The sequence below is a fragment of the Thalassotalea sp. Sam97 genome, assembly GCF_041379765.1.
Classification (GTDB): Bacteria; Pseudomonadota; Gammaproteobacteria; order Enterobacterales; family Alteromonadaceae; genus Thalassotalea_A; species Thalassotalea_A maritima.
In genome coordinates, this window is the sequence record NZ_CP166919.1 from 1,581,314 (window position 1) to 1,605,372 (window position 24,059).

General features: G+C 42.6%; 19 protein-coding genes, 16 tRNA genes and 1 riboswitch. Of the genes, 30 read left to right on the forward strand and 5 right to left on the reverse strand.

All coding sequences use genetic code 11. The features are described 5' to 3' along the window. Window positions 1-60: 60 nt before the first annotated feature. A tRNA-Met gene (locus ACAX20_RS07000) sits at window positions 61-137 on the reverse strand. A gap of 67 nt (window positions 138-204) precedes the next feature. Then, window positions 205-281 (reverse strand) — tRNA-Met (locus tag ACAX20_RS07005). A 247-nt stretch (window positions 282-528) separates the two neighbouring features. On the opposite strand from ACAX20_RS07005, the gene rlmKL reads away from it, so the two are divergent. From rlmKL to ACAX20_RS07035, 6 genes are all read left to right on the forward strand, one after another. Next, window positions 529-2,661: a bifunctional 23S rRNA (guanine(2069)-N(7))-methyltransferase RlmK/23S rRNA (guanine(2445)-N(2))-methyltransferase RlmL gene (rlmKL, locus tag ACAX20_RS07010; RefSeq protein WP_371189457.1), complete on the forward strand. Its 2,133-nt coding sequence runs from the start codon at window positions 529-531 to the stop codon at window positions 2,659-2,661. 2 nt (window positions 2,662-2,663) lie between these two features. Beyond that, complete coding sequence (locus tag ACAX20_RS07015) at window positions 2,664-2,924, forward strand: glutaredoxin family protein (protein ID WP_371189459.1); 261 nt, start codon at window positions 2,664-2,666, stop codon at window positions 2,922-2,924. Further along, complete coding sequence (locus tag ACAX20_RS07020; RefSeq protein ID WP_371189460.1) at window positions 2,902-4,818, forward strand: ABC transporter ATP-binding protein; 1,917 nt, start codon at window positions 2,902-2,904, stop codon at window positions 4,816-4,818. Before ACAX20_RS07015 ends, ACAX20_RS07020 begins: the two co-directional genes overlap by 23 nt. Continuing rightward, entirely contained in the window at window positions 4,815-6,566 is a 1,752-nt protein-coding gene (locus tag ACAX20_RS07025) for a DUF3466 family protein (protein ID WP_371189461.1), read from the forward strand. Before ACAX20_RS07020 ends, ACAX20_RS07025 begins: the two co-directional genes overlap by 4 nt. Before the next feature lie 237 nt (window positions 6,567-6,803). Then, a complete protein-coding gene (gene upp / locus ACAX20_RS07030; protein ID WP_371189462.1) occupies window positions 6,804-7,433 on the forward strand; it encodes a uracil phosphoribosyltransferase in 630 nt (209 codons plus the stop codon). A gap of 1 nt (window position 7,434) precedes the next feature. Beyond that, entirely contained in the window at window positions 7,435-8,649 is a 1,215-nt protein-coding gene (locus tag ACAX20_RS07035; protein ID WP_371189463.1) for a uracil-xanthine permease family protein, read from the forward strand. A gap of 556 nt (window positions 8,650-9,205) precedes the next feature. Here the strand turns inward: ACAX20_RS07035 and fabA are convergent. Continuing rightward, the gene (gene fabA / locus ACAX20_RS07040) at window positions 9,206-9,721 is read right to left on the reverse strand and encodes a bifunctional 3-hydroxydecanoyl-ACP dehydratase/trans-2-decenoyl-ACP isomerase (RefSeq protein ID WP_371189605.1); all 516 of its coding nucleotides are present in this window, start codon (window positions 9,719-9,721) and stop codon (window positions 9,206-9,208) included. Between the two features lie 172 nt (window positions 9,722-9,893). Here fabA and ACAX20_RS07045 point away from each other — a divergent pair, with 172 nt between their 5' ends. The 22 genes from ACAX20_RS07045 (at window position 9,894) to ACAX20_RS07150 (ending at window position 18,194) form a co-directional block, all read left to right on the forward strand. After that, complete coding sequence (locus ACAX20_RS07045; RefSeq protein WP_371189464.1) at window positions 9,894-10,157, forward strand: hypothetical protein; 264 nt, start codon at window positions 9,894-9,896, stop codon at window positions 10,155-10,157. A 16-nt stretch (window positions 10,158-10,173) separates the two neighbouring features. Then, the gene (gene uvrY / locus ACAX20_RS07050) at window positions 10,174-10,818 is read left to right on the forward strand and encodes a UvrY/SirA/GacA family response regulator transcription factor (protein WP_371189465.1); all 645 of its coding nucleotides are present in this window, start codon (window positions 10,174-10,176) and stop codon (window positions 10,816-10,818) included. A gap of 3 nt (window positions 10,819-10,821) precedes the next feature. Continuing rightward, entirely contained in the window at window positions 10,822-12,654 is a 1,833-nt protein-coding gene (gene uvrC, locus ACAX20_RS07055; protein ID WP_371189467.1) for an excinuclease ABC subunit UvrC, read from the forward strand. Window positions 12,655-12,842: 188 nt separating this feature from the next. Beyond that, window positions 12,843-13,736: a sulfurtransferase gene (locus ACAX20_RS07060; RefSeq protein WP_371189468.1), complete on the forward strand. Its 894-nt coding sequence runs from the start codon at window positions 12,843-12,845 to the stop codon at window positions 13,734-13,736. A gap of 116 nt (window positions 13,737-13,852) precedes the next feature. After that, window positions 13,853-14,458, forward strand: a complete 606-nt coding sequence (gene pgsA / locus ACAX20_RS07065; RefSeq protein ID WP_371189469.1) for a CDP-diacylglycerol--glycerol-3-phosphate 3-phosphatidyltransferase — start codon at window positions 13,853-13,855, stop codon at window positions 14,456-14,458. Between the two features lie 304 nt (window positions 14,459-14,762). Then, a tRNA-Gly gene (locus tag ACAX20_RS07070) sits at window positions 14,763-14,838 on the forward strand. Between the two features lie 41 nt (window positions 14,839-14,879). Continuing rightward, window positions 14,880-14,953 (forward strand) — tRNA-Cys (locus ACAX20_RS07075). A 4-nt stretch (window positions 14,954-14,957) separates the two neighbouring features. Beyond that, a tRNA-Leu gene (locus ACAX20_RS07080) sits at window positions 14,958-15,044 on the forward strand. Between the two features lie 36 nt (window positions 15,045-15,080). Next, window positions 15,081-15,156, forward strand: a tRNA-Gly gene (locus tag ACAX20_RS07085). A 27-nt stretch (window positions 15,157-15,183) separates the two neighbouring features. Beyond that, window positions 15,184-15,259 (forward strand) — tRNA-Gly (locus tag ACAX20_RS07090). A 44-nt stretch (window positions 15,260-15,303) separates the two neighbouring features. Then, window positions 15,304-15,390, forward strand: a tRNA-Leu gene (locus ACAX20_RS07095). A gap of 67 nt (window positions 15,391-15,457) precedes the next feature. Continuing rightward, window positions 15,458-15,533: transfer RNA gene (locus ACAX20_RS07100), tRNA-Gly, on the forward strand. 27 nt (window positions 15,534-15,560) lie between these two features. Continuing rightward, window positions 15,561-15,636: transfer RNA gene (locus ACAX20_RS07105), tRNA-Gly, on the forward strand. A 36-nt stretch (window positions 15,637-15,672) separates the two neighbouring features. Then, window positions 15,673-15,748 (forward strand) — tRNA-Gly (locus tag ACAX20_RS07110). A gap of 45 nt (window positions 15,749-15,793) precedes the next feature. Further along, window positions 15,794-15,867 (forward strand) — tRNA-Cys (locus ACAX20_RS07115). Window positions 15,868-15,871: 4 nt separating this feature from the next. Continuing rightward, window positions 15,872-15,958: transfer RNA gene (locus ACAX20_RS07120), tRNA-Leu, on the forward strand. 41 nt (window positions 15,959-15,999) lie between these two features. Further along, a tRNA-Gly gene (locus tag ACAX20_RS07125) sits at window positions 16,000-16,075 on the forward strand. Between the two features lie 41 nt (window positions 16,076-16,116). Further along, window positions 16,117-16,203, forward strand: a tRNA-Leu gene (locus ACAX20_RS07130). 66 nt (window positions 16,204-16,269) lie between these two features. After that, window positions 16,270-16,345 (forward strand) — tRNA-Gly (locus ACAX20_RS07135). 144 nt (window positions 16,346-16,489) lie between these two features. Continuing rightward, entirely contained in the window at window positions 16,490-17,134 is a 645-nt protein-coding gene (locus ACAX20_RS07140) for a DUF2959 domain-containing protein (protein ID WP_371189471.1), read from the forward strand. Window positions 17,135-17,213: 79 nt separating this feature from the next. After that, complete coding sequence (locus ACAX20_RS07145) at window positions 17,214-17,804, forward strand: DUF4136 domain-containing protein (protein WP_371189472.1); 591 nt, start codon at window positions 17,214-17,216, stop codon at window positions 17,802-17,804. 39 nt (window positions 17,805-17,843) lie between these two features. Beyond that, window positions 17,844-18,194: an HIT domain-containing protein gene (locus tag ACAX20_RS07150; RefSeq protein ID WP_371189473.1), complete on the forward strand. Its 351-nt coding sequence runs from the start codon at window positions 17,844-17,846 to the stop codon at window positions 18,192-18,194. Between the two features lie 144 nt (window positions 18,195-18,338). Here ACAX20_RS07150 and ACAX20_RS07155 read toward each other — a convergent pair whose 3' ends face one another. Both ACAX20_RS07155 and ACAX20_RS07160 read right to left on the reverse strand, forming a co-directional pair. Continuing rightward, entirely contained in the window at window positions 18,339-19,601 is a 1,263-nt protein-coding gene (locus tag ACAX20_RS07155; RefSeq protein WP_371189474.1) for an OmpP1/FadL family transporter, read from the reverse strand. 228 nt (window positions 19,602-19,829) lie between these two features. Further along, window positions 19,830-20,780: a M28 family peptidase gene (locus tag ACAX20_RS07160; RefSeq protein WP_371189476.1), complete on the reverse strand. Its 951-nt coding sequence runs from the start codon at window positions 20,778-20,780 to the stop codon at window positions 19,830-19,832. A gap of 331 nt (window positions 20,781-21,111) precedes the next feature. On the opposite strand from ACAX20_RS07160, the gene ACAX20_RS07165 reads away from it, so the two are divergent. Both ACAX20_RS07165 and ACAX20_RS07170 read left to right on the forward strand, forming a co-directional pair. Continuing rightward, window positions 21,112-22,443 carry a serine hydrolase domain-containing protein gene (locus ACAX20_RS07165; protein WP_371189477.1) on the forward strand — a complete coding sequence of 444 codons (1,332 nt, stop codon included), beginning with the start codon at window positions 21,112-21,114 and terminating at the stop codon, window positions 22,441-22,443. Window positions 22,444-22,772: 329 nt separating this feature from the next. Beyond that, window positions 22,773-23,726: a hypothetical protein gene (locus tag ACAX20_RS07170; RefSeq protein WP_371189478.1), complete on the forward strand. Its 954-nt coding sequence runs from the start codon at window positions 22,773-22,775 to the stop codon at window positions 23,724-23,726. A gap of 166 nt (window positions 23,727-23,892) precedes the next feature. After that, a riboswitch (TPP riboswitch) is annotated at window positions 23,893-24,006 on the forward strand. The last annotated feature ends 53 nt before the right edge of the window (window positions 24,007-24,059 follow it).

The window sequence follows — 24,059 nt, forward strand, 5'->3', positions numbered from 1 at the left end:
GTGTTTTATAAGTGTTTATAAAACAAAGCCATAGAAGTTTTAATTCATTCTATAAGGAATTGGTTGCGGGAGCCAGATTTGAACTGACGACCTTCGGGTTATGAGCCCGACGAGCTACCAGGCTGCTCCATCCCGCGTCCGAATGTGTTTTATAAGTGTTTATAAAACAAAGCCATAGAAGTTTTAATTCATTCTATAAGGAATTGGTTGCGGGAGCCAGATTTGAACTGACGACCTTCGGGTTATGAGCCCGACGAGCTACCAGGCTGCTCCATCCCGCGTCCGAAAACGAAGCGTACTATAGTGATTGCGATAGGCAATTGCAACACATTTTTGTGCTTGTGGTGGGATACAGGCGCTGTTTGTCTAACTATTAGGCATTTGCTGAATAAGTCATCACGCTGTAAGTGTTATATAGGCATTGAATATATTACAACTGCACAAAGCCTAATCAGTTGATTGACATAAGTAAGACAAATCTATCGCTATCCTTTATAATTCACAGCAATTTTTATTGTGGATGTTACTATGAATCAATTTTTGGCGCTTACGTCTTTTGGTATTGAGCAATTGCTTGCCGAAGAGATCGCAACGTTCGGTGGCGAATCAGTCACGCAAAAACCGGAAGGGGTTTATTTTCAAGCAACTGTAGATACAGCCTATCGCATTTGTCTTAAAACTCGCTTAGCGAGTCGTGTGTTGTTGGCTTTATCGGATCCTATTCCAGTTAAAACCAAAGACGATTTATATGAAGCGGCAAAAGTGATCAGTTGGTCACGCCACTTTACCGATGACAAATTTTTTGCGGTGGATTTTGTTGGTAAGAACGAACACATTCGCGATTCACAATTTGGTGCGCTAACGGTAAAAGACGCCATTGTTGATAGTTTTCGTGACAAAGGCTTGAACCGACCAAGTGTGGAAAAGTTTCAACCAGACGTTCGTATTCAGGCGCGTCTACTAAAAAACTCAGTTGTCTTTTATTTAGATTTTTCAGGTCGTGCACTGTTTCAACGTGGATATCGTGAACACACAGGCGCTGCTCCTATCAAAGAAAACTTAGCGGCCGCGATGGTGCTTCGCTCTGGTTGGCTCGAGGATACCTCAAAACCATTAATTGATCCGATGTGCGGTTCTGGCACATTATTATTAGAAGCGATATCAATGGCCGCTGGGATCTCGCCAGGTATCGACCGCTCCAGTTGGGGGTTTGAAGGTTGGAGTAAACATGATGAGGCCACTTTTCAAAGCATTTTGCAAGAAGAGCAAACCTCTTCTGAACAAAGTCTCGCGGCTTGTAAGGCCAAAGTGTATGGTTTTGATATGGATGAGCGCGTGCTTAAGACCGCGCGTAGCAACGCGAAAAACGCTGGCTTAAGTCATCTTATCGAATTTAAACAAGGTCGAGCGGAACACTTAGAAAACCCTTTCAAGACACCAGGACAGATACTGTTTAATCCACCTTATGGTGAACGTTTAGGCTCGTTACCTGAACTAATCGCAACGTTTACCGAGCTTGGCAAGCAATTCAAGGCTAAGTTTTTAGGTTGGCAGGTGGCATTAATTACCTCAAACACAGAAATGCTTAGCTTACTAAAATTAGCGAGCTTTAAGCGCTACAAATTTAAGAATGGCCCGCTAGACTGTCAAATGGCGCTATACCATATTGATGATAAGCAAATTGAGCGTACGCCGCAAGAAACGTCATTCTCGGGTGAACAAAGTGCTTTTGCGAATCGGCTACGAAAAAATATCAAGTCAGCTAAGTCATGGTTAAAGCAAAACGATATTAATTGTTATCGTATTTATGACGCAGATATCCCTGAATATAATGTTGCTGTTGATGTTTATGCGGATCACTTAGTGATATTTGAATATGCGCCACCAAAAAATATCGATGACAAAAAAGCGGCAGAGCGTTTACAAGAAGTGATTTACTTTGCGCCGCAAGTGCTGGGCGTTGATACCGACAAGGTTGCCGTAAAAGTTCGGGCCAAGCAAAAAGGCAAGAATCAGTACCAGCAGCTAAATAAAGCCAAGCAAACCTTAATCGTTAAAGAATACGATGCTTTATTGAAAGTGAATATTTGGGACTATCTCGATACGGGTTTATTTTTGGACCACCGTAAAACCCGTCAAATTGTCGCTCGAAAAGCCAAAGGAAAGCGTGTTCTTAACTTGTTTGCATACACCGGTTCGGTATCTGTACAAGCAGCGCTTGCTGGTGCCGATTTGGTTACAACCGTTGATATGTCAAAAACGTACCTTGACTGGGCCCAAGACAATTTTGAGCTGAACAAGTTGCGCGGTCATAAGTATCAATTTATTCAAGCAGATTGTTTGCAGTGGTTGAAAAATAATCGTCAAAAGTTCGATTTTGTGTTTATTGATCCTCCAACGTTTTCAAATTCAAAACGTATGAATGAGACCTTTGATGTTCAACGCGACCACGTAGAGCTAATCACGTTGGGCATGAACGCCGTTGATACGGACGGCGAGTTGATGTTCACCAATAATAAACGCAATTTTAAAATGGACTTTGAGGCCATGGCTGAGCTCGGCTTTGAAGCCATTAATCTTAGTGAAAAAACCCTAGATTTTGATTTTAAACGCAATAAACATATCCATAACAGCTGGCTAATAAAGCGGGTGAAGTTATAACGATGACAATCGCGATCAGCAAAGACTATGCGCTGTATGGCACTGAAGGGTGTCATTTGTGCGACGACGCCGCTGCGCTATGTGATATGCTCATCAAAGACAAATATCAACAGATTGATATTATCGACGATGAAACACTAGTGGCTTTGTATAGCACGTCGATCCCTGTATTGGAGCATATTGAAAGCCATGTGGCCTTATATTGGCCATTTGATTATAGGCAATTACAAGAGTTTATCCGTGGAACTGATAAGAATAACTAATGCTGAACTGGCGTTTGGCGAAGATAAAATACTCGATAATAGCGAATTACGAATTAATACCGGTGAGCGGGTTTGTTTAGTCGGCCGCAATGGTACGGGCAAATCGTCACTATTGAAAGTTATCAATCAAACCGTTGTGTTGGATGACGGCGAATTGGTGTTCTCGAATGACATCAACGTTGCCATGTTGGCCCAAGACCCACCTAAAAGTTGCGACCAACGTATTTTTGACTATGTCGCTGAAGGTTTGAAAGATAATGCAGAGCTGATTCAACGTTACCATGTGGCTCTGCAACAGGTAGCCACGGATGCAAGTGAACCTAACCTTGATAACCTTGCTAAAGTGCAAACACAGCTTGAGCAAAATAATGCATGGGAAGATGAGCAGCGTATTGAACAAGTGCTGAGCAAATTGTCGCTAAATGGTGAGCAAAATGTGTCGTCATTATCAGGGGGCTGGTTACGTAAAATTGCCTTAGCAAAAGCGCTTGTGACCAATCCTGATGTGTTATTGCTTGATGAGCCAACCAACCACTTAGATATAGATAGTGTATTATGGCTAGAGAATTTCCTTAAAGGCTTTAATGGCACAATCGTTTTTATCTCGCATGACCGGGCTTTTATCCGTTCACTTGCAACCCGTATTGTTGATCTTGATCGCGGCATATTAAAAAGTTACCCAGGAGACTATGACAAATATTTAGAACAAAAAGAACACGATTTACAGGTTGAAGATCAACAAAATCAATTGTTTGATAAAAAACTTGCCGACGAAGAGACGTGGATAAGACAAGGCATTAAAGCACGACGGACTCGAAATGAAGGCCGAGTGCGAGCGTTAGAAAAATTGCGTCTTGAACGCAAAGCTCGTCGTGACGTACGCAAACAAAGCGATATGGTGTTGGCCCAAGGTGAGCGTAGCGGTAAATTAGTGTTTGAATGTTTCGACTTAGGCATGTCATTTGCCGATGAAAACATCATCAAAAATCTCGACCTATTGATCATGCGCGGTGATCGCATCGCTCTAATTGGTGGTAACGGTACGGGTAAATCAACGTTATTGAAGTTGATCACTGAACAGCTCCAACCAAGCAGTGGCAAAATGCGCTTAGGTGTTAACCTTGACGTAGCCTATTTTGATCAATATCGTGACCAGCTTGATGTCAATCAAACGGTCCAAGATGCTGTAGCTGATGGAAAACAAGAAGTTACGGTTAACGGACGTACCCGACATGTGTTAGGCTATCTTCAAGACTTTTTGTTTAGTCCGAAAAGAGCTCGTACGCCTGTTCGTGCGTTATCCGGTGGTGAGCGTAATCGGCTGTTGTTAGCAAAGTTATTTCTTAAGCCTAGTAATTTGTTGATTCTCGATGAACCAACCAACGATTTGGATATCGAGACGCTTGAGCTTTTAGAAGTCGTGGTCGCCAACTACCCTGGTACTGTACTGCTGGTTAGTCATGATCGTGATTTCGTCAATAACTGTGTAAATAGTTGTTTATATTTTGACGGTAGTGGCAATATTGCTCAAATTGTCGGCGGATATTCCGATGTTGAGCAATATTTGCAGCAGCAAGCGGAACAAAAAGCCCAAAGCACCATCAAAGAAAAAACGAAAGCGGTAGACAGTGGTAATAAAAAGCCACAGAAAACACAAAATAAACTTTCTTATAAAGATAAACGCGAGTTAGAATCGTTACCACTACTGATAGATGAGTTGGAAACTCGTATTGAAGAGTTACAACAACAAGTAAATGACCCTGGTTTTTTTAGTCAGGACAGCGAGCTAACCAAAACCGTATTAGAACAATTACAACAATCAGAAGAAGCGTTAGATAAAGCGTTTGATCGTTGGCAAGAATTAGAAGAATATCAAGAGAATAGTAGTAAATGAAAAGCTTAATCAAATCGCTATTGGCGTTAAGTGTCTCAGCAGCTATGTTGCCTGTGCAAGCAGAAGAGGCCGTGTCTTATCAAATCCAAGAATTAACCGCCATTGATGATGTGGTAAATACCTATGGTGTGCAACAAACCAATATTGGCAAGGCAGTTGTTGCAGGGCAAACAACCTATAACTTTCCGATACAATTTCAATATCTTGATGAAGACGACTTTGACTCGATCGTTGCCTACTCAGTGCGTAACGAAGAATCCATTTTCGAACTGGTGAAAATTGAAGGCGACTCCGAAACGTTATTGCGCGCAGGAACGCCGGATGCAAATGGTTTGGCATGGGCTTTACGTTGGTTGCGTTCACTTAGCGGCGCAACGTATCAGAAATATGGTGATGCTTATGTGTATGTTTATGACAATAATAGTCAACAATCGACCCAGTTAAACGTCTTTGATAAGCCATTTCCAAATACCGATATATTAACTCGCTCGACCACGGATGTTGCCCAAGGGATGACTGATGATGGTTGGGTTTTTGGTTATTCATCTGCCCCTTACTTGCCATTAGAGCCGTTCGATGCCGGCGGCGATGAACCGGTTGTATACTGGGTGAGTGAGTTTTCTCAACGCGGTTGGATCAGCTTTGATGGACAAACCGTTGTTGGCTTGACACCGCTAGAAGATAAGTATGGTGGTATTTCGGCCATGTTCGATGTTAACAGTCATCGTCAGGCTGTCGGTGTCTCATCGGTAGCATTAAACCCGAATACCCTGGAAAACATTGAAGCAGAAGGCGAGGTTTGTGATGAAAATGCTGATGACTACCCAAAAGAAGTCTGTATTCAGCTGCAACGCTCAAGTTTATATTACTCGAATGCTGTTATGTGGCAACTTGATCAATCAGGAAGTATAACTGATATCATTGATTTAGGTACCGGTGTCACCAATATCGATGAGGACGACGAGCGTCCGTATACGAGTGCCGCTACGTCTATTAATGATGATGGATTAATCGTCGGTTATTCGCATTTTTGGTGGGATCGCAATGAGAGTAACCCATCAAAAACCGAACGTGTCGGACAATTTGCTGCGGTATTTCGGGATAGTGAAGTAATCGATTTTACTGATCGTGAGAATTATTTTGAATCTCGCGCCCTTGATATCAATAACCAAGGGATGTTTACCGGGTATATGTCCACCTATGTTAATGGTAAACAGCGCACAAAATTCTTTTACGCAAATGCGAACGATGAAACCATTACGCCGATATTTCCAACTGATTTCTTTAAAGGATCTGCAAGTTACCCTCACGCGATAAATGAGAACAACATTATTGTTGGTGAAGGCGAGGTAGAAACGTTTATCGACAGTGCTCAGACACCGCGTCGTCGTCACGGGTTCTTGTACGACATCGATTCAGATAGCTTTTACGATGTGAATCAGTTTTTAAGTTGCGATGACCAGCAAAGATACACGATTGTTGAAGCGCGCGATATTAATGAAAATAACGAAATCCTTGCCACAGCATGGGTTGAGGTTGATAAACGCGATGTTAAAGGTGACGTTGTTGACGGTGAAGTCGACAATGTACTTCGAGCTGTTTATTTGACACCTGTTGGTGTAGATGGCGCCTTCACTGTTAACGATTGTCGAGAAGAATTAGGGCAAACGGTAGAACGTAAGGGAGCGGGTATGGGCTTGTGGTCATTGCTGCTACTTGCCATTGCCGGACTTCGTCGTCGAATGTAGCAACCTATATGGTTGGTTGAAAAGAGCGCAGTGGCGCTCTTTTTTTTGTGTGAAATTCCGTGTAACACTGGCTTTATTCGATAATTTATTGGCTTTGATTGCCCGTGGCGTGCCTTAATTGACTTGTTAACTAAGGTAAACAATCGTAAATAAAGGTTAACAACCATACAGTAAGAAGGGGGTTTAGCATATAATGCGCCGGTTATTCACCTACCTTTTGACTTATAGAGGACGATCATGGCGGTATATGAGATAAAGCACCCATTGGTTCAACATAAGCTTGGCCTTATGCGAGCAAATGGCATTAGTACAAAAAACTTCCGCGAATTGTGTTCTGAAATCGGCACGCTACTTACTTATGAAGCAACCCGTACTTTAGAAACCGAAACGAAAACCATTGATGGTTGGCAAAATGCACCGCTTGATGTCGAGCATATCAAGGGTAAAAAAATCACGTTGGTGCCAATTTTGCGTGCAGGTTTAGGTATGTTAGACGGCGTTATGTCATTACTACCAAGCGCTAAAGTCTCGGTGGTTGGCTTATATCGAGACGAAGAAACGCTAGAAGCTGTGCCTTACTTTGATAAAGTCGTAGCCGATATTGAACAGCGCACCGCATTAATTGTCGACCCAATGTTGGCAACTGGTGGTACATTAATCGCGACAATTGACTTGCTTAAAGCCAAAGGTTGTAAAGACATCAAAGGTCTATTCCTAGTTGCAGCGCCAGAAGGTATTGATAAGTTACACGCAGCACACCCTGATGTCGATATTTATGTCGCGTCAGTTGACGATCATTTAAACGAAAAAGGCTACATTATCCCAGGCTTGGGTGATGCTGGTGATAAAATTTTTGGAACCAAATAATATGAATAATTTTGTAACTCCGTTACTTGGCTTACAAATGTTATTTGTAGCCTTCGGCGCACTCGTGCTTGTACCGATATTAACTGGTCTTGATCCGAATGTAGCCTTATTTACTGCCGGCTTAGGCACATTGGTGTTCCAATTGGTGACCAAGCGTCAAGTACCCGTGTTTCTAGCATCATCATTCGCGTTTATAGCGCCGATTTCATACGGTGTTGCGACTTGGGGTATTGCCAGTACTATGTCAGGTCTCGCAGCAGCAGGTTTATTTTATGTATTGCTAAGTGGCCTTGTTGCATGGCAAGGAAATCAAATCATCCACCGTATTTTACCGCCGGTTGTTGTTGCCCCTGTCATCATGGTTATTGGTCTTAACCTTGCGCCTGTTGGTGTTAATATGGCATTGGGTAAAACTGGTGATGGTGCTGTGCAATTAATCGATGGTACCACTGCATTGATCGTCTCGTTATCGGCGCTAAGTGTTACCGTGTTAGTATCATTGCTTGGTCGTGGTCTGTTTAAATTGGTGCCCATTTTAGCCGGTTTAACAGTTGGTTATATCCTATCGCTTTATTTTGGTATTGTTAACTTTGATGCAGTTAATAACGCCTCTTGGTTTGCGATGCCAAACTTCACCATGCCAGAATTCCACTGGGAAGCGATCCTATTTATTTTACCAATTGCTATAGCCCCTGCGGTAGAGCACATTGGTGACATTACCGCGATTTCAAGTGTTGCAGGTAAAGACTACTTAGAAAAGCCAGGCTTAAAGCGCACGCTTATGGGTGATGGTTTAGCCACCTCGGTGGCGTCATTTTTCGGTGGTCCACCAAATACGACATACTCTGAAGTAACTGGCGCGGTTGCGTTAACCAAATCATTTAACCCGCTGATCATGACGTGGGCTGCAGTCTTTGCTATCGCTTTGTCATTTGTCGGTAAAACCGGCGCTTTATTGTCAACCATTCCAGTACCGGTAATGGGTGGTATCATGGTCTTACTGTTTGGTGCCATTGCGGTTGTTGGTTTGAAAACCTTAATTAACGCACAAGTCGATTTAAGTAAGAGCAAGAACATGGCCATCGTCGCGGTTGCTTTAGTGTTTGGTTTAGGTGGTATGAGCTTTGATTTAGGCATATTCCAACTGCAAGGCATTGCGTTAGCCGCTATTTCGGCGATCGCATTAAACCTAATTTTACCTAAAGAAAAATCGTAAGACACACGCTGTTTTACCGTTGACGAAAAAGCTAGCAACGTTAGGTGCTAGCTTTTTTTATGTGCGTTTGAATATCAGTATGTAGCCACAAGTTATTGTTGACCTTATTGGTAAATTGCTATGGATACACTTGATATGGTTGTTGCGAGAAAGCGCACAATATAATCTTACGGCCTGTTAGACAGAATATAATACCAATCACATTAAGTTATTGCTCATTCAGTGAGAATTTAAAGGCTTTTAAGCAAGGCTTTGATTGCAGAGAATGGTTATTCCATTGTCAAAATCAGTTACGCAGCATAAACGCCTTTAAAACTCACCCGTAGGGAGTTTACCAGAGGCCCATTTACGGTCCTATATTTCATTAATATAGAATGACTATATCAATGAAATCTATGTTGTAACTGAACCTCTGCCCTAACTCTGAGTTGGGCACAAACTTAGTGTAATTGGTATAATACCAACAGCCAAGGTAACCTTTGTCGTGGCTGTAGTCCGTGTTTTAGGTACAAAAAAAAGGCAGCTCTAAGCTGCCTTTCTACACCAATCGCCTTGCTTAGAACGATGAGGTGTCGGTAAATAAGCCAACTTTTAAATCGGTCGCTGTGTAGATGACTTTACCATCAACTTCAACGGTACCGTCAGCAAGACCCATATAAAGTTTGCGCTTGATGACTCGCTTTAGATCGATACGGTAAGTCACTTTCTTCGCGGTTGGCAAGATTTGCCCAGTGAACTTAACTTCACCAACGCCTAATGCGCGACCACGGCCAGGGCCACCAGTCCATGCTAAGAAAAAGCCAACAAGTTGCCACATCGCGTCTAAACCCAAACAACCAGGCATAACAGGGTCACCTTTAAAGTGGCAATCGAAAAACCATAAATCCGGATTAATATCGAGCTCGGCAACGATTTCGCCTTTACCAAATTTACCACCTTCCTCGGTAATTTTTACAATGCGATCCATCATCAACATATTGTCAGCTGGCAGCTTAGAGTTACCTTCACCAAAGAAGTCAGTTGTACCTGCTAATATCAAATCTTGTTTGTCGTATGAGTTCTTTTGCTCAATCATGTTGTTCTCTAATTTATTGTTAGTTGCATAGTCATCAGGCGTCCTGAGACCAAAAAATACAGTCAGCACTTTAGCGTACAGGCGTACACTAAACAACAAAAAAATGTAAATTGATTGCAATTATTTAGGTTATCCGTAACCATATAGAAAAAACCAGAGAGGCTGCGTTATGTCTGAAAAAAAGCAAGTAAAAACAGCTCTGACCAATGCTGAAAAACAACAGCGTTTTCGGGAACGACAAAAGCAAAAAGGCAAGAAAGAAGTGCGTGGGTATTTAAGCGCTGAGGCGATTGAATGCTATAAATTGATCAGTGAGCAAACTGATTGGAATGACAGTACTATTTTATCTAATGCAATTAGAATTACTTATGCAGCCTATAAAAATGGTCAAATCGGCTTGTTAAATAACTGGCTAAACGAGAAAAAGTTATAACAATAAAGGAAACGATGTGATTACAGCACTGTTGGTCGACGATCATGAGCTTGTTCGAAAAGGAATTAAGCGGTTACTTGAAGACTCTCAAGCCATCAAGGTAGTAGCAGAAAAATCATCAGGTGAAGAGGCCGTCAGCTATTGTCGCGAGCATCACCCGGATGTCATTTTGATGGATGTGAATATGCCCGGCATTGGGGGATTGGAGGCGACACGTAAAATATTGCGCTATAACCCAGATGCGCGCGTTGTTATTTTAACCGTTCATGTTGAAGAGCCATTTCCAAGCACGGTGATGCAAATTGGTGCATCGGGCTTTCTCACGAAAAATACGCCGGCAAGCGAAATGATCCAAGCGCTCAAAGCGGTGTGCTGTGGACAACGCTATATTACCCCGGAAGTAGCCCAGCAAATGGCACTGGCATTAACGAATCAATCGGAATCAAATCCCTTGTCGATATTATCCGATAGAGAATTACAAATCATGATAATGATCACGCGTGGAGACAAAGTCGCGGCGATTTCCGATAAATTAAGCCTGTCGACAAAAACAGTTAACACCTACCGTTACCGAATGTTTGATAAACTGTCGATTAGTAACGATGTGGAGTTAACGCATTTAGCGATCCGTCATGGTTTATTAAAGGCCGACCAATTGTAACTTATGTCTGATATCGAAAACGTTTTTGATCACCAAGCCTTTTTAGCATCGGTTACCAACCAAAGTGGTGTATACCGGATGTATGATGGTGAGCAAAACGTCATTTACGTGGGTAAAGCCAAAGACTTAAAGAAACGTTTAGCCAGCTATTTTCGTAAGGATGTCGGCAGTGTTAAAACGCGAGCTTTGGTTAATCAAATTCGCGCCATTGATGTAACCGTTACCCATACTGAAGGCGAGGCGTTGATATTAGAAAATAATTACATAAAAAAATATCAACCTAAGTACAACGTGTTATTACGCGATGATAAATCATACCCATATTTATTGATCAGCGCTCATCGTCACCCTAAGCTTGGTGCACACCGAGGAGGAAAGCGCGTCAAGGGTGAGTACTTTGGGCCATTTCCGACTGCCGGAGCGGTATGGGAGAGTTTGCGCTTAATGCAAAAATTGTTTCCAATTCGCCAATGCGAAGACAGTTATTATCGAGCCCGCTCGCGTCCGTGCTTGCAGTATCAACTCAAGCGTTGCAGTGCCCCTTGTGTCGGCAAAGTCTCTGATGCCGAATATAAAGCGCAAGTCGATCTGGCTCGCCTGTTTTTGCAAGGGAAAAATGAGCAGGTAATTGCGAGCCTAGTGAGTAAAATGGAAACCGCTAGTCAGGCATTGGAATTTGAACGTGCGGCCAATTATCGCGATCAAATCGCTACGTTGCGTAAAGTTCAGCAACAGCAATTTGTTTCTGGCACCGCGGCCGAGCTCGATGTGATTGGATTTTACCGTCTTAAAAACCAAGCCTGCTTGCATATTCTATTTATTCGCGAGCAAAAGGTATTGGGAAGTAAGAGTTACTTTCCTGTGATCCCCAATGATACCAGTGATGAAGAAATTATCACGGCGTTTGTCGCCCAGCACTATTTAGGTGATGGCATTGGTCAGGACAAAATCGCCAAAGAAATCATTTTGCCGATGCCAATTGACGCGCAAGCGCAATTGCATGAGCTGTTATCTAAGCAAGCAGAGCATGATGTTAAGTTATCAGCCAACGTGCGAACAGAGCGAAAGCGTTATTTAACGTTAGCAAATACCAATGCCGAAAATGCACTGGCTGTAAAAAATAGTCACAAAGAGTCGATGCAAGCACGTTTTCGCGAACTGAATAATGAGTTTGATTTAGCGAAGCCGATTGAACGCATTGAGTGTTTTGATATCAGTCATACCATGGGTCAACAGACCATTGCCTCGTGTGTGGTGTTTAATACGGAAGGACCGTTAAAAAGTGATTATCGGCGTTACAATGTGCATGGTATCACCCCTGGCGATGACTATGCCGCGATGTCGTTTGCTTTGCATAAGCGTTATGGCAAAGTTAAAGACGGTGACAAAATTCCTGATATCGTGTTTATTGATGGTGGTAAAGGCCAATTGGCGCGAGCTGAAGACTTTTTTGCTGAACTTGGTTTGGCACAAACGCCGTTATTAATTGGCGTTGCCAAAGGCGAATCACGAAAGCCAGGATTGGAAACATTGATCATGGCGGGCTCTCATCAGCTTATTTCGTTACCGGCAACATCACCAGCATTGCACTTAGTGCAACATATACGCGATGAATCGCATCGTTTTGCTATTGCAGGTCATCGCGCCAAACGCGCCAAGGTGGCGAAGAAATCGACCCTTGAAGATATTCCAGGCATTGGCGCGAAAAAGCGCCAGGCCTTATTAAAGTTTTTAGGTGGCTTACAAGAAGTGAAAAAAGCATCGGTAGACGAATTAACTAAGGTACCAGGTATTTCGATTGAGCTTGCCAAAACCATAAAAGATCATTTGCAATAGTTTTGTGTGTTGTTGCCATTAAATAACGCGGGTAACGAGACGAGTGGACTGGGCCAACCTCAACACCTTAACTACAACAACCACTGAACAATCACTGTACATCTAGGCGGCGTCTAATAAAGGCTATATAAGAGTTGTATTACAAGAATGATAAACTTGAGCAGACCAACAAACAGGGCGTTAAGTCTATGATTAAACAACCTCACATTGATAATAATGCAACTAAACCATTAGTATCAGTCGCATGGCTACACCAGCACCTTGACGATGATAACGTATTGGTCATTGAATGTGACATGAATAAAATCATCGGCATCGAGCCGCTTGTGTATCAACACAAACCGGTTATTCCTGGTGCTTACTATGTTAATGTTGAAATCGACTTGTGTGACAGCACACATGCACAACTGCATAAAATGGCAAGCACCGAGCAAATGCAACGAGTATTTTTGAGCTTAGGTATTGATACAGATAGCGTTATTGTTTTATATGATGCGCAGGGCATTTATAGTGCGCCACGAGCTTGGTGGACGTTTAAATGCTTTGGCTTTCAACATGTTTATGTATTAAACGGGGGGCTGCCTGCATGGTTAGAGCAAGGCTTGCCAACCAGTGAAAGTTATCAATTCCCAGTGAGCGAAACCAATATACAGCGACAAGTCATCGTTGGTAATGATGAGGTTGAGTTAAACTCGCATATGCTGATAGACAAAAATGATATTTTGCCGGCGCTCAATCAAGGAGCAAAGCTTGTCGATGTGCGTTCAAAAGAGCGTTTTTATGGGCAGGTGAACGAACCTCGGCCCGGTGTTCGCAGCGGCCATATTCCAGGTGCTCAGTGTTTGCCTTTCACGTCACTATTAGCAAATCGTCGATATATCGATGATAATCAACTAGACGAGGCTTTTTCCAATTACGTTGATGCGACAGCGCAACCGTTAATATTTAGTTGTGGTTCTGGCATTACCGCTTGCATTGTCATGTTAGTAGCATGGCAAGTAGGTTTAACACATACCACACTATATGATGGCTCTTGGGCGGAGTGGGGCAGTGATCATTCCTTGCCTATCGCGACGGCATAACATCACTGTGTTATCCCAGATTAAGTCACTGATTGAAAAATAATTTACCATGTGTGTGTGACAAGTTTTCCTCATCATGTAAAATAGACGGTAAAACAATAGTTAATAAAACATTTATGTGGACCATTCCTAATCAAATTACTTTATTTCGGATCATCTTAATTCCGGTATTTATTGTCGTTTTTTATCTTCATGACATGATGCCCGAAACATTTTCAAAGAATTGGTCAAATTTTGCCGCCTTTGGTGTATTCTGGCTCGCCTCGATTAGTGACGGAATTGATGGCTATCTCGCGCGCAAGCTTAATCAGTCATCAAAGTTCGGTGCATTCATTGACCCAGTAGCCGATAAATTAATGGTTACCATATCGCTGGTACTGATCGTTTCTGAATATGACAATATATGGGTGACGATTCCTGCGGTTATTATGATAGCGCGAGAAATCATTATTTCAGCTTTGCGGGAATTTATGGCCGATCTTGGTAAACGCTCTAATGTTGCAGTTTCCGATTTAGGTAAATGGAAAACGGCGACACAAATGTTGGCATTAATGGGACTGATTTGGCAGCCAAACTACCCAATTCCGTTAATTGTGTTTGAATTGCCCGCTGACGTCATTATTTACTTAGCTTGGTTCTTCTATTTCTTGGCAACCTTGTTTGCCTTTATATCGATGGCACAGTATTTAAGGGCTGCCTGGCCAGACTTATCAGGAAAGTAGGCACTATAAACCTGATAAAAAAGCGCGTCGTGTGATCTCGATGCGCTTTTTTTTATAATCAAACATCGCGCATCAATATATATTGCAAAAGTTTTTTCTGAGTAACTGTTATTTTTGATGATTGTGAAAGATAATAAGTTCTTCTTAGGTAACAAAAAATAACCGATAAACTCCCGTTTTTAGTGAAAAAATCACCACTTTAGTTGATTTTTGAGCGAACGGAAAAAAAATGAAATTTAAGTGTTGACTCATCAATAGAACGATGTAGAATGCACATCCGTCGACAGGGAGTCGATACGGAAAAGCGGCTGTAGCTCAGTTGGTAGAGCATCACGTTGCCAACGTGAATGTCACGAGTTCGAGTCTCGTTAGCCGCTCCAATTTTTAAAGGGAATTTCATCACCAGCTTGTCGGTGTAAAAGGCGGGTTGGCAGAGTGGCTATGCAGCGGATTGCAAATCCGTGGACCTCGGTTCGACTCCGGGACCCGCCTCCATTCTGCCCGGGTGGTGGAATTGGTAGACACAAGGGATTTAAAATCCCTCGCTGGTAACAGCGTGCCGGTTCAAGTCCGGCCCCGGGTACCATTTTCATCGAGAAGCGGTGTAAAAAACTTAAATTAAGCGGCTGTAGCTCAGTTGGTAGAGCATCACGTTGCCAACGTGAATGTCACGAGTTCGAGTCTCGTTAGCCGCTCCAATTTAAAATATAGAAATAGATTACTAAGCGGCTGTAGCTCAGTTGGTAGAGCATCACGTTGCCAACGTGAATGTCACGAGTTCGAGTCTCGTTAGCCGCTCCAATCTACTTTTGAAACCACCATTGTAAGAACATGTGGCATATAATGCCCGGGTGGTGGAATTGGTAGACACAAGGGATTTAAAATCCCTCGTCTTAACGGACGTGCCGGTTCAAGTCCGGCCCCGGGTACCATTTACAAGATTATTGGTCTTGTATTAAAATGTCATGGTACACCAGTTCTACAATGGAAGGTAATTAAGCGGCTGTAGCTCAGTTGGTAGAGCATCACGTTGCCAACGTGAATGTCACGAGTTCGAGTCTCGTTAGCCGCTCCAATTTATATTTTTGATAATTCTATCTATGCGGCTGTAGCTCAGTTGGTAGAGCATCACGTTGCCAACGTGAATGTCACGAGTTCGAGTCTCGTTAGCCGCTCCAATTTTATCGAATTGTCATAATGTTGAAATATTTAAAGCGGCTGTAGCTCAGTTGGTAGAGCATCACGTTGCCAACGTGAATGTCACGAGTTCGAGTCTCGTTAGCCGCTCCAAATTTCTTTTTAAGAAATTCATCACCAGCTTGCTGATGTAAATAAGGCGGGTTGGCAGAGTGGCTATGCAGCGGATTGCAAATCCGTGGACCTCGGTTCGACTCCGGGACCCGCCTCCATTCTGCCCGGGTGGTGGAATTGGTAGACACAAGGGATTTAAAATCCCTCGCTGGTAACAGCGTGCCGGTTCAAGTCCGGCCCCGGGTACCATTTTCATCAGAAAGTTGTGTGAAACTAAAATTTGATTTAAAGCGGCTGTAGCTCAGTTGGTAGAGCATCACGTTGCCAACGTGAATGTCACGAGTTCGAGTCTCGTTAGCCGCTCCAATCTACTTTTTAACCATCATTGTTAGAACGTGGCATATAATGCCCGGGTGGTGGAATTGGTAGACACAAGGGATTTAAAATCCCTCGTCTTAACGGACGTGCCGGTTCAAGTCCGGCCCCGGGTACCATTTGTAAGGATTTAGCCTTGTATATAATGTCATGGTACACCAGTTCTACAATGTTTGGTCATTAGAGCGGCTGTAGCTCAGTTGGTAGAGCATCACGTTGCCAACGTGAATGTCACGAGTTCGAGTCTCGTTAGCCGCTCCAATTCTCTTCTTATGAAACCTGATTATTTCGCTCTATTTATCTTGATATGTGAATTCTTCACATGCGCCTTATCATGCTTCGTGTCTATATTTTTTTATGACTATGGCGTATGCTTAAATAAAATTCACAAGCAATGATTCATTTATGTTAAAAGCACTGTTATTGTCTAGCGTATTGCTCTCTCTTAGCGCCTGCCAGTCAGCGTACTATTCGGCGATGGAAAAAGTTGGTACTCATAAGCGAGATATCATGGTTGATAGGGTAGAAGCTGCCAAAGAATCTCAACAGGAAGCTCAACAGCAGTTTCAATCGGCACTAGAGCAACTGTCGACACTGATTGCCTTTGATGGCGAAGATCTGCAACGGCAATATGACATCACTAAAGACAATTATGATGATGCCCAAGATGCCGCCGATGAGGTGAGTGATCGCATTGATTCAATCGAAGACGTTGCTGATGCGTTATTTGTCGAGTGGCAAAATGAAATTGAACAATATAATAGTCAAACCCTTCGTCAACAAAGTCGTGATAAATTGCGCCAAACCCAAGGGCAGTACGCCACACTGATCCAATCTATGCGTCGTGCTGAAAGTTCGATGCAACCGGTACTTTCCGCATTAAAAGATAATATGTTGTATTTAAAGCATAATTTAAATGCAAAGGCGATAGGTGCTTTACAAGGGGAGTATGACTTGATTAAGCGAAATGTCGATGCATTGATCAAAGAAATGAACGCATCGATTGAACAATCGCAAAAATTTATTGACCAATTTGAACAAGGCTCATAGTACTGAGCCGACGTTTAAAAACATAGTAGTTAAAATAATAACAATAACACCATCAGCAAGCGGTGAGAATGAGGTATGTATGATGAAAAGAGTATTAATGATATTGGCGTTAACTATATTTTTGGTTTCGTGCGCAACAAGCTACAAGCCGGATGTTGATTATAAGCTTGACTACGATTTTAGTGCCGTAAACAGTTTTGCAATATTGGACCATACGCTTACTGAAACCGCTAAAGTAGATCAATTATCAAGTTCTGTTAGCAGTTTAGATTATGACCGTATTGCTTATGCAATTCGCGCAACCTTGCTGGATAAAGGTATGCAAGAGACAAGCGAAGATTTGGCAGACACTTTGGTTCGCTTTAAATTAATCACTAAAGAAAAACAAGAAATTAGAACCTATAATACCGGCTTTCATCATTGTTGGTATTGTGATCCATTTTATGATCGACCATTTGGTATGCGCCAAGAAGTGAAAGTGCGCAATTATACAGAAGGCACCTTAATCATTGATATGATGGATCCAAGCACCAAAAAGTCAATTTGGCGCTCTGTTGTATCCCAAGCCGTTCGTAAGAATGTTCCAGTGGTCGAACGACAAGCAAGAATACGCACATTAGTTACAACGATGCTTGCTGATTTTAAGCGCCCTACAGAATCACAACCCTAATTTGAATAACAAAAACGACCTATTTATTAAGGATGAACCATGGCAGAAGAAACGATTTTCTCTAAAATCATTCGTCAAGAGATCGCTACGCCGTTACTGTATCAAGATGATTTAGTAACGGCTTTTCGTGATATTGCACCAAAGGCAAACAGTCACATATTAATCGTACCCAACAAACTGATCCCGACCGTTAATGACGTAACAGAAGATGACGAAGTTGCGTTAGGGCGAATGATCACCGTTGCAAAAAAACTCGCAGCAGAAGAAGGCATAGCTGAAAATGGTTATCGATTGATCATCAACTGCAACCAACACGGTGGTCAAGAGGTATATCACATTCACATGCATCTTGTCGGTGGTGAGCCCTTAGGGACAATGTTAAACATTTAACCAAAGGCTCAAGAAAAGATGTAAAAAAGGCTGGGGAATTCCATTGGGATCGCCAGCCTTTTTTGTTAACGTTCAAGCCCAAGCCCGCAATCAAGATTGATAATAAGGTAAAGGCATTGAGTAGCTCACATTTACCAACCCTAATTAAAAGCGATAGCCAAGGGTAAATTCAAATTGCTCCATAGACACGTTTATCTGTTGTTGTTGATTCGCCGGGTGAATGCCGGTGACGTCTTTTTTCGGGGAATACATAACCGTTACGGCTAGTTTGTCGTTATTGCGTAATTGATATTCGTAACCTGCGGTGAAATGCCATTCTTGTACACCAGGCGCTAATATATTAAACAAAACTTCTGACTCTGGAATAGGCTGTTTACCATAGCTTATGCCCGCTCGAATGGTACCGTTACCACGTAGGTATGCCATACCCACTTTATTGACCCGCATATCACGCCAGCCAAATCCAGGCCCTTGTTTAGCGCCTAATAGAAAATCGGTTGAGCCCATCATAATATTGGCAAATGCTGGCATAAAACCATGGCCAATAGCGCTCACTTTGGCATATTCGATAGTTTGATGGTCGAATGTGACGGTTAAGTTTTCGTGTTGCCATGCGATACCAAGATTCCACGTCGTTGGGATATCGAAGCAGCCTTGGTCAGCAAATAGGCCTCGGTATTTGTCAAATTTAGTTAACGAGACAATATCTTGATAACTCGCACCCAATGTTACGTGTTCGTTTAGCTGGTGCACCAACCCTAGACGATAGCCATAACCATAACTGTTATCGTATCCTTGATCTGACAGCGCCTCTGGGGTTGATGAAAAGCTGGCGAAATTAGCTAAGCCTTTGGCTGCAAATCTTTGCTGGACGGCGATCGGGGCAAAGCCTAATTGGGTTTGCTCACTGACTTTGTACGAAAAAGAGGTGGAAATAAACAGTTGAGTTAAATCCACACCGGCATCTCCAGCACCAAATACCGACTGAGTATAATTGGTATTCATGCCACCTTGAGCAAACGCGGTAATGCTCATCGCCCACTTGTCATTTAATGTGGTTTTATAGCCAATGTTTGGAATAAAAAATGCGTTAGTATCTGATTCGGTTGCACCAATTGCCAACGGCATCTGTTGTTCCGAAATGTCTTCAGGTTGTTTACCAGATACTGAGAATTGACGGTCGGGAAGAAAGATACTTACATCCATACTTATTTGATCTTCAAGTTGCCATATGCTGGCAGGATTATAGGCGCCAGCAATCGCATCTTGTGCTGACGCGGTTGTTGCCCCAGCCATTGCTGCATTGTTGTGACCATACCCATGGCGAAAATAGCCGTTCGTGGCCAGTGCGCTTGCTGAATAAATACTCGTAAAGAGAATCGTTGCTTGGATTAAATTAAACTTCATTTCATATGTTCAAAAGTTATTATTGCGGAGGAGTTTATATGTTTTTGCTATATGTCGGTATGCCAAATTTAGATCCGACTTGTCTATGTCATAACGTATTTATATGAATGGGTCGTGATACCATTTCGCAAACAACAGAATTGACAAAACTATTGAACGTCAAGGCATGCCCAGATGAATTTGTGGGAGGTGGATATTCGTTCGTTTAAGGTACGTTCCCCTTGAATGCTATTTAGTCTGAGTGTTTGTATCTGACGTTAAAATGCGCTTGATAACCATCTCATAAAGTGTCAAATGATCTGCAATACCACTCCAGTCCCAGTGCATGTTTACTTCGTCATCAACGGAGTGAATCGCACCAAAAGGCAAACCGGGCGCCTCATGACCATTTAATAATTTAGTGCCTGTCCAAATTGTCCCAGCGGGTATGTTATGTGCTAAAAATTGTGCCGTATCAAATTTATCATCCATGCTATTTTCCCAGCCAGGGGATAAGTATTGCCAGCCAAGTTTTTCTGCAACGTGTTTAATGTTGGTTAAAAGCGCTGAAGGGCGTTTGGGCATAACAAAAAAGTCGAGTCGTTTACCTGTTACATTAAATCCGTCGATATTCAGGTTCGCTATGATCTGTTGTCTATCAAATAAAGGGTTATTAAGGTAGTAGTGAACACCTTGATGACCGATTTCCTCAGCGCCAGTTGCAATAAAAACGATGTGGTACGTCGGCTCAGTCATTTGACTTAATTTATTAGCTAAGGCGATAAGTGCAGCGACGCCAACGGCGTTATCCCTCGCACCATTGAATATTTTGTCTTCACCATGTAGTGATGGGTCTACTCCAAGGCCATCGTAATGGGCCGTGATAACAATGGATTTATCGGTGTCATTAGCTGCAGCTATATAGCCAATAACATTGGCATCAAACGATGCACTATCGCTAAGCGGGAACCTTTGTAAGTAGCCATTTCTATCATATGGTCGTAGGCCAATTTCTTTAAATTCATCGGCGATAAACTGTGCCGCTTTATCGGCAGTCTCGGTACCGGCTTTTCTACCCATTAAGGCATCAGATGCTAAATAGTCTGTCGTTTTTTGTAGGCGTTCAAGATCAAGCGCATAAAGGTTAGGGCAAAAAACTAAGAAAAAGGTGACTAGCGTCAGGATAAAAATATGTGACATAGATGGCCTTACAAGTTAAACACGTTGTTATCGTTTAAGATGCTGGAAGCTTCGGTTTGGTTTAAATGAGCGTATCAAAGAAAACACGTCAGATGTGTGTTGACGGGATATGGCTTTGACGTATTGCAGGAGAAATTAATTGCCTAGCACAATTCATTAGTGAACGAGCAGTTTTCATACCGCCGGTAAACTTTATTAGGCGATACAGCGTTTTAATGCGTCTGAATTGGTAAAAGTCGTTGTTTATGAACTACGCTGATTATATCTTGTTAACACGTTAATTTAGGCAACCAAGGTAATAAAAATGTCTAAATGATATATGAGGGCGATTATGGCAACCGGACAATTATATGCAAAACTTCTACTGATCAGTGCAAGTATCGCTTTTATCGCGTTTACACAAGCTGCTGATAAATCACCAAAGTTTGCTAGTGCAGAAGACTCAGACCCGAAAACCTTGGGGTTAATGCAAGGGTTCCCACCTAGTGCTGATAAATTGATAATGCAGCCGCAAACAAACTACTTTAGTTTTCCCAACTTACGCTGGACGGTATGTCACATTCGCGAACTATTGCCAACCAAACAAGTAAGCCGAGGGCTGGGTGCACCAATACCGTTTGAATACGCGCTAGACGATGCTATTGATGCGGTTCGTTTTACGCCAACAGGATCAGAAGACAGCATGACGTGGCAACAGGCGCTGTCCGCAAATTATACCGATGGTATGTTAATTTTGCATAAAGGTAAGATAGTTTATGAAAAATATATCGGTTGCCTTAATGAATTAGGCAAGCATGCGGCGATGTCGATGACTAAATCAATGACGGGATTATTAGCCGAAATTTTGGTCGCCGAGGGAGCACTTAATGAACACTCTATTGTAGCGACGATAGTGCCAGAATTAGCCAATAGCGCGTTTGGTAGTGCCACGGTACGCCAAGTAATGGATATGACGACAGGATTGAGTTATAGCGAAGATTACGGTGATCCCAATGCCGACATTTGGGTGTATTCAGCGGCGGCTAGTCCATTACCTAAACCTAAAGATTATCAAGGCCCTAATGGCTATTTTGAATATCTACAAACCGTTGCAAAAGAAGGTAAACACGGTGATGCGTTCGGTTATAAAACAATTAATAGCGATGCACTCGGCTGGATCATTTCGCGTGCAGCGAATAAAAGCATCACTGAACTACTATCTGAGAAAGTATGGCGTCATATTGGTGCAGAGCAGGACGGTTATATGACAGTGGATGGTAAAGGAGTGCCGTTTGCAGGTGGTGGCTTAACAGCGAGTTTAAGAGACTTAGGTCGTATCGGTCAATTGATGCTAAACGGTGGCGAATTACATGGTAAACAACTCTTCGCCAAATCCGTCGTCGACAATATTGCTTCAGGCGGTGACAAAGACGCATTTGCTAAAGCAGGCTATGGTAGTTTAGAGGGGGGAAGTTATCGCAGTATGTGGTGGGTTTTCCACAATGAGCACGGTGCCTATGCGGCGCGTGGCGTACATGGTCAAACCATATACATTGATCCAACGGCAGAGATGGTCATTGTTCGCTTTTCATCATTTCCTATTGCCAAAAACGCTTATATCGATCCGACATCATTACCAGCATATCATGCCGTAGCAAAATACTTAGTTAACAAAAGCAAATAATATGTCGGCATTACGTTATGTGATTTGTCTCCACTGTTGGTAGCTAAACTCGATTGATTCAACGTATGGTGAAAATTGAGTCTACGGCATCGATGACTTAAATGTGCATAGCTTGTACTGTCACTTGTGATATGCGCAGTAGCTATGTATCAGCTCAAAACTTGTGCAAAGCTAAGGTGGCCGTTGATGATTGTTCCAAACAAGTCAAACTTACGTCAGTTAACGCTTTGGCGACTTGCTTACCGCGTCAGGAGATTTTTCGATAAGTACGTGGCTAGCTATGAAGTTAGCAGAAGCGTTGTATATTGCTCAAGAATAGGAGGCTAGTGATGTCCACGAAAAATCCTAAAGCGAAGATTAAATCCAGCTCTATCAATAAAAAAGTGATCACCAAGGCAGATGGTTCGAAAGAATATCATTTAGAGTTCGAAATAGAAAATGTGTCGGATGATGATATCACTATTGTCATTTCAGATAACCCATGGTGGCCAAGTGACGATGGTGGTATGGGGCCCAAAGCGCATGAAGACCGTTCACCTTGGCTCGATAAAGATGGTAATCAAATTATTGATCCAGCAACCGGTAAAGCCGCCAGTAAACCTGATGTGAAAAAGCAGCGAAAAAAATCATTACAACGTTGGAAAAATCCCGATGCTGATGGCGATCCGACAATTAATGAGCATGATCCACTCAGGATCCCTAAACAAGGCAAGAAAAAAGTGGTGTTAATTTACGAAAGGGAACCCTGGGCGACGTACGCTGATATTTATGTCGTTCCCGAAGATTTTGAAATAACCGAAGATGTCGATGAGCAAGCGGATCTTCCCGAGTACGATGACCATTTAACGCGAACATGGAAGACTGTCAGCAAGCAAAGCTTTTATTGGCAGGGACCACATTCCACCGAGGCATTCGCTTATGCCTTACCATATCCTATGATTGTTCATGATAGTCATCATGGCGATATAGAGATTGTTATCGATGAAATAACAGGCTTACCACCAGGGGTGCAATTGGTACACGCATTTCCAGCAATTGGCATTGCCTATAGACTTGAATGTGGCGATAGAGGGACGTCCGGTTGTCTGCACCTCAAGCAGACGCAATATACGCCGCCAGGCGACTATGTTGTTGGCGTTCGTTATCATGTACATTGCCCACGTAGATTGAGTAATATCGAGCGTGTGTCACAATTTGACTTGCGGATTCCTGAAGCAGAGCGGGATGTTGATGGGTTTAATGAGCTGTTAGTTGGTTTTCTACGGTCGAATCAGTCTTGCTAGCGTATGTTAATTTAATCGCCACTGAATAAGATGCAATGCTTTGTCTAGGTCTTTGTTTTTTGTGTCAGCCTAGCGCTAGCTGTTTACAACATGGCGTTGTTGTTGAAGCCTGCCAAAATTAGCCAATAATTTTCATTGCCTTTATTAATCTACTTGTTAAAATCTAATTCGAACCAGGGGGTGTTTATCTAGGATTATGCCGAGATAAACTGAGATGCGTAGCAAACCCTTTGAACCTGAACCGGATAATACCGGCGTAGGAATGGTCAGTTTCTCCAATGAGTACGAGCGTGATTTGTATACAACGCATTGCAACGTACACTGCCTTTTTCT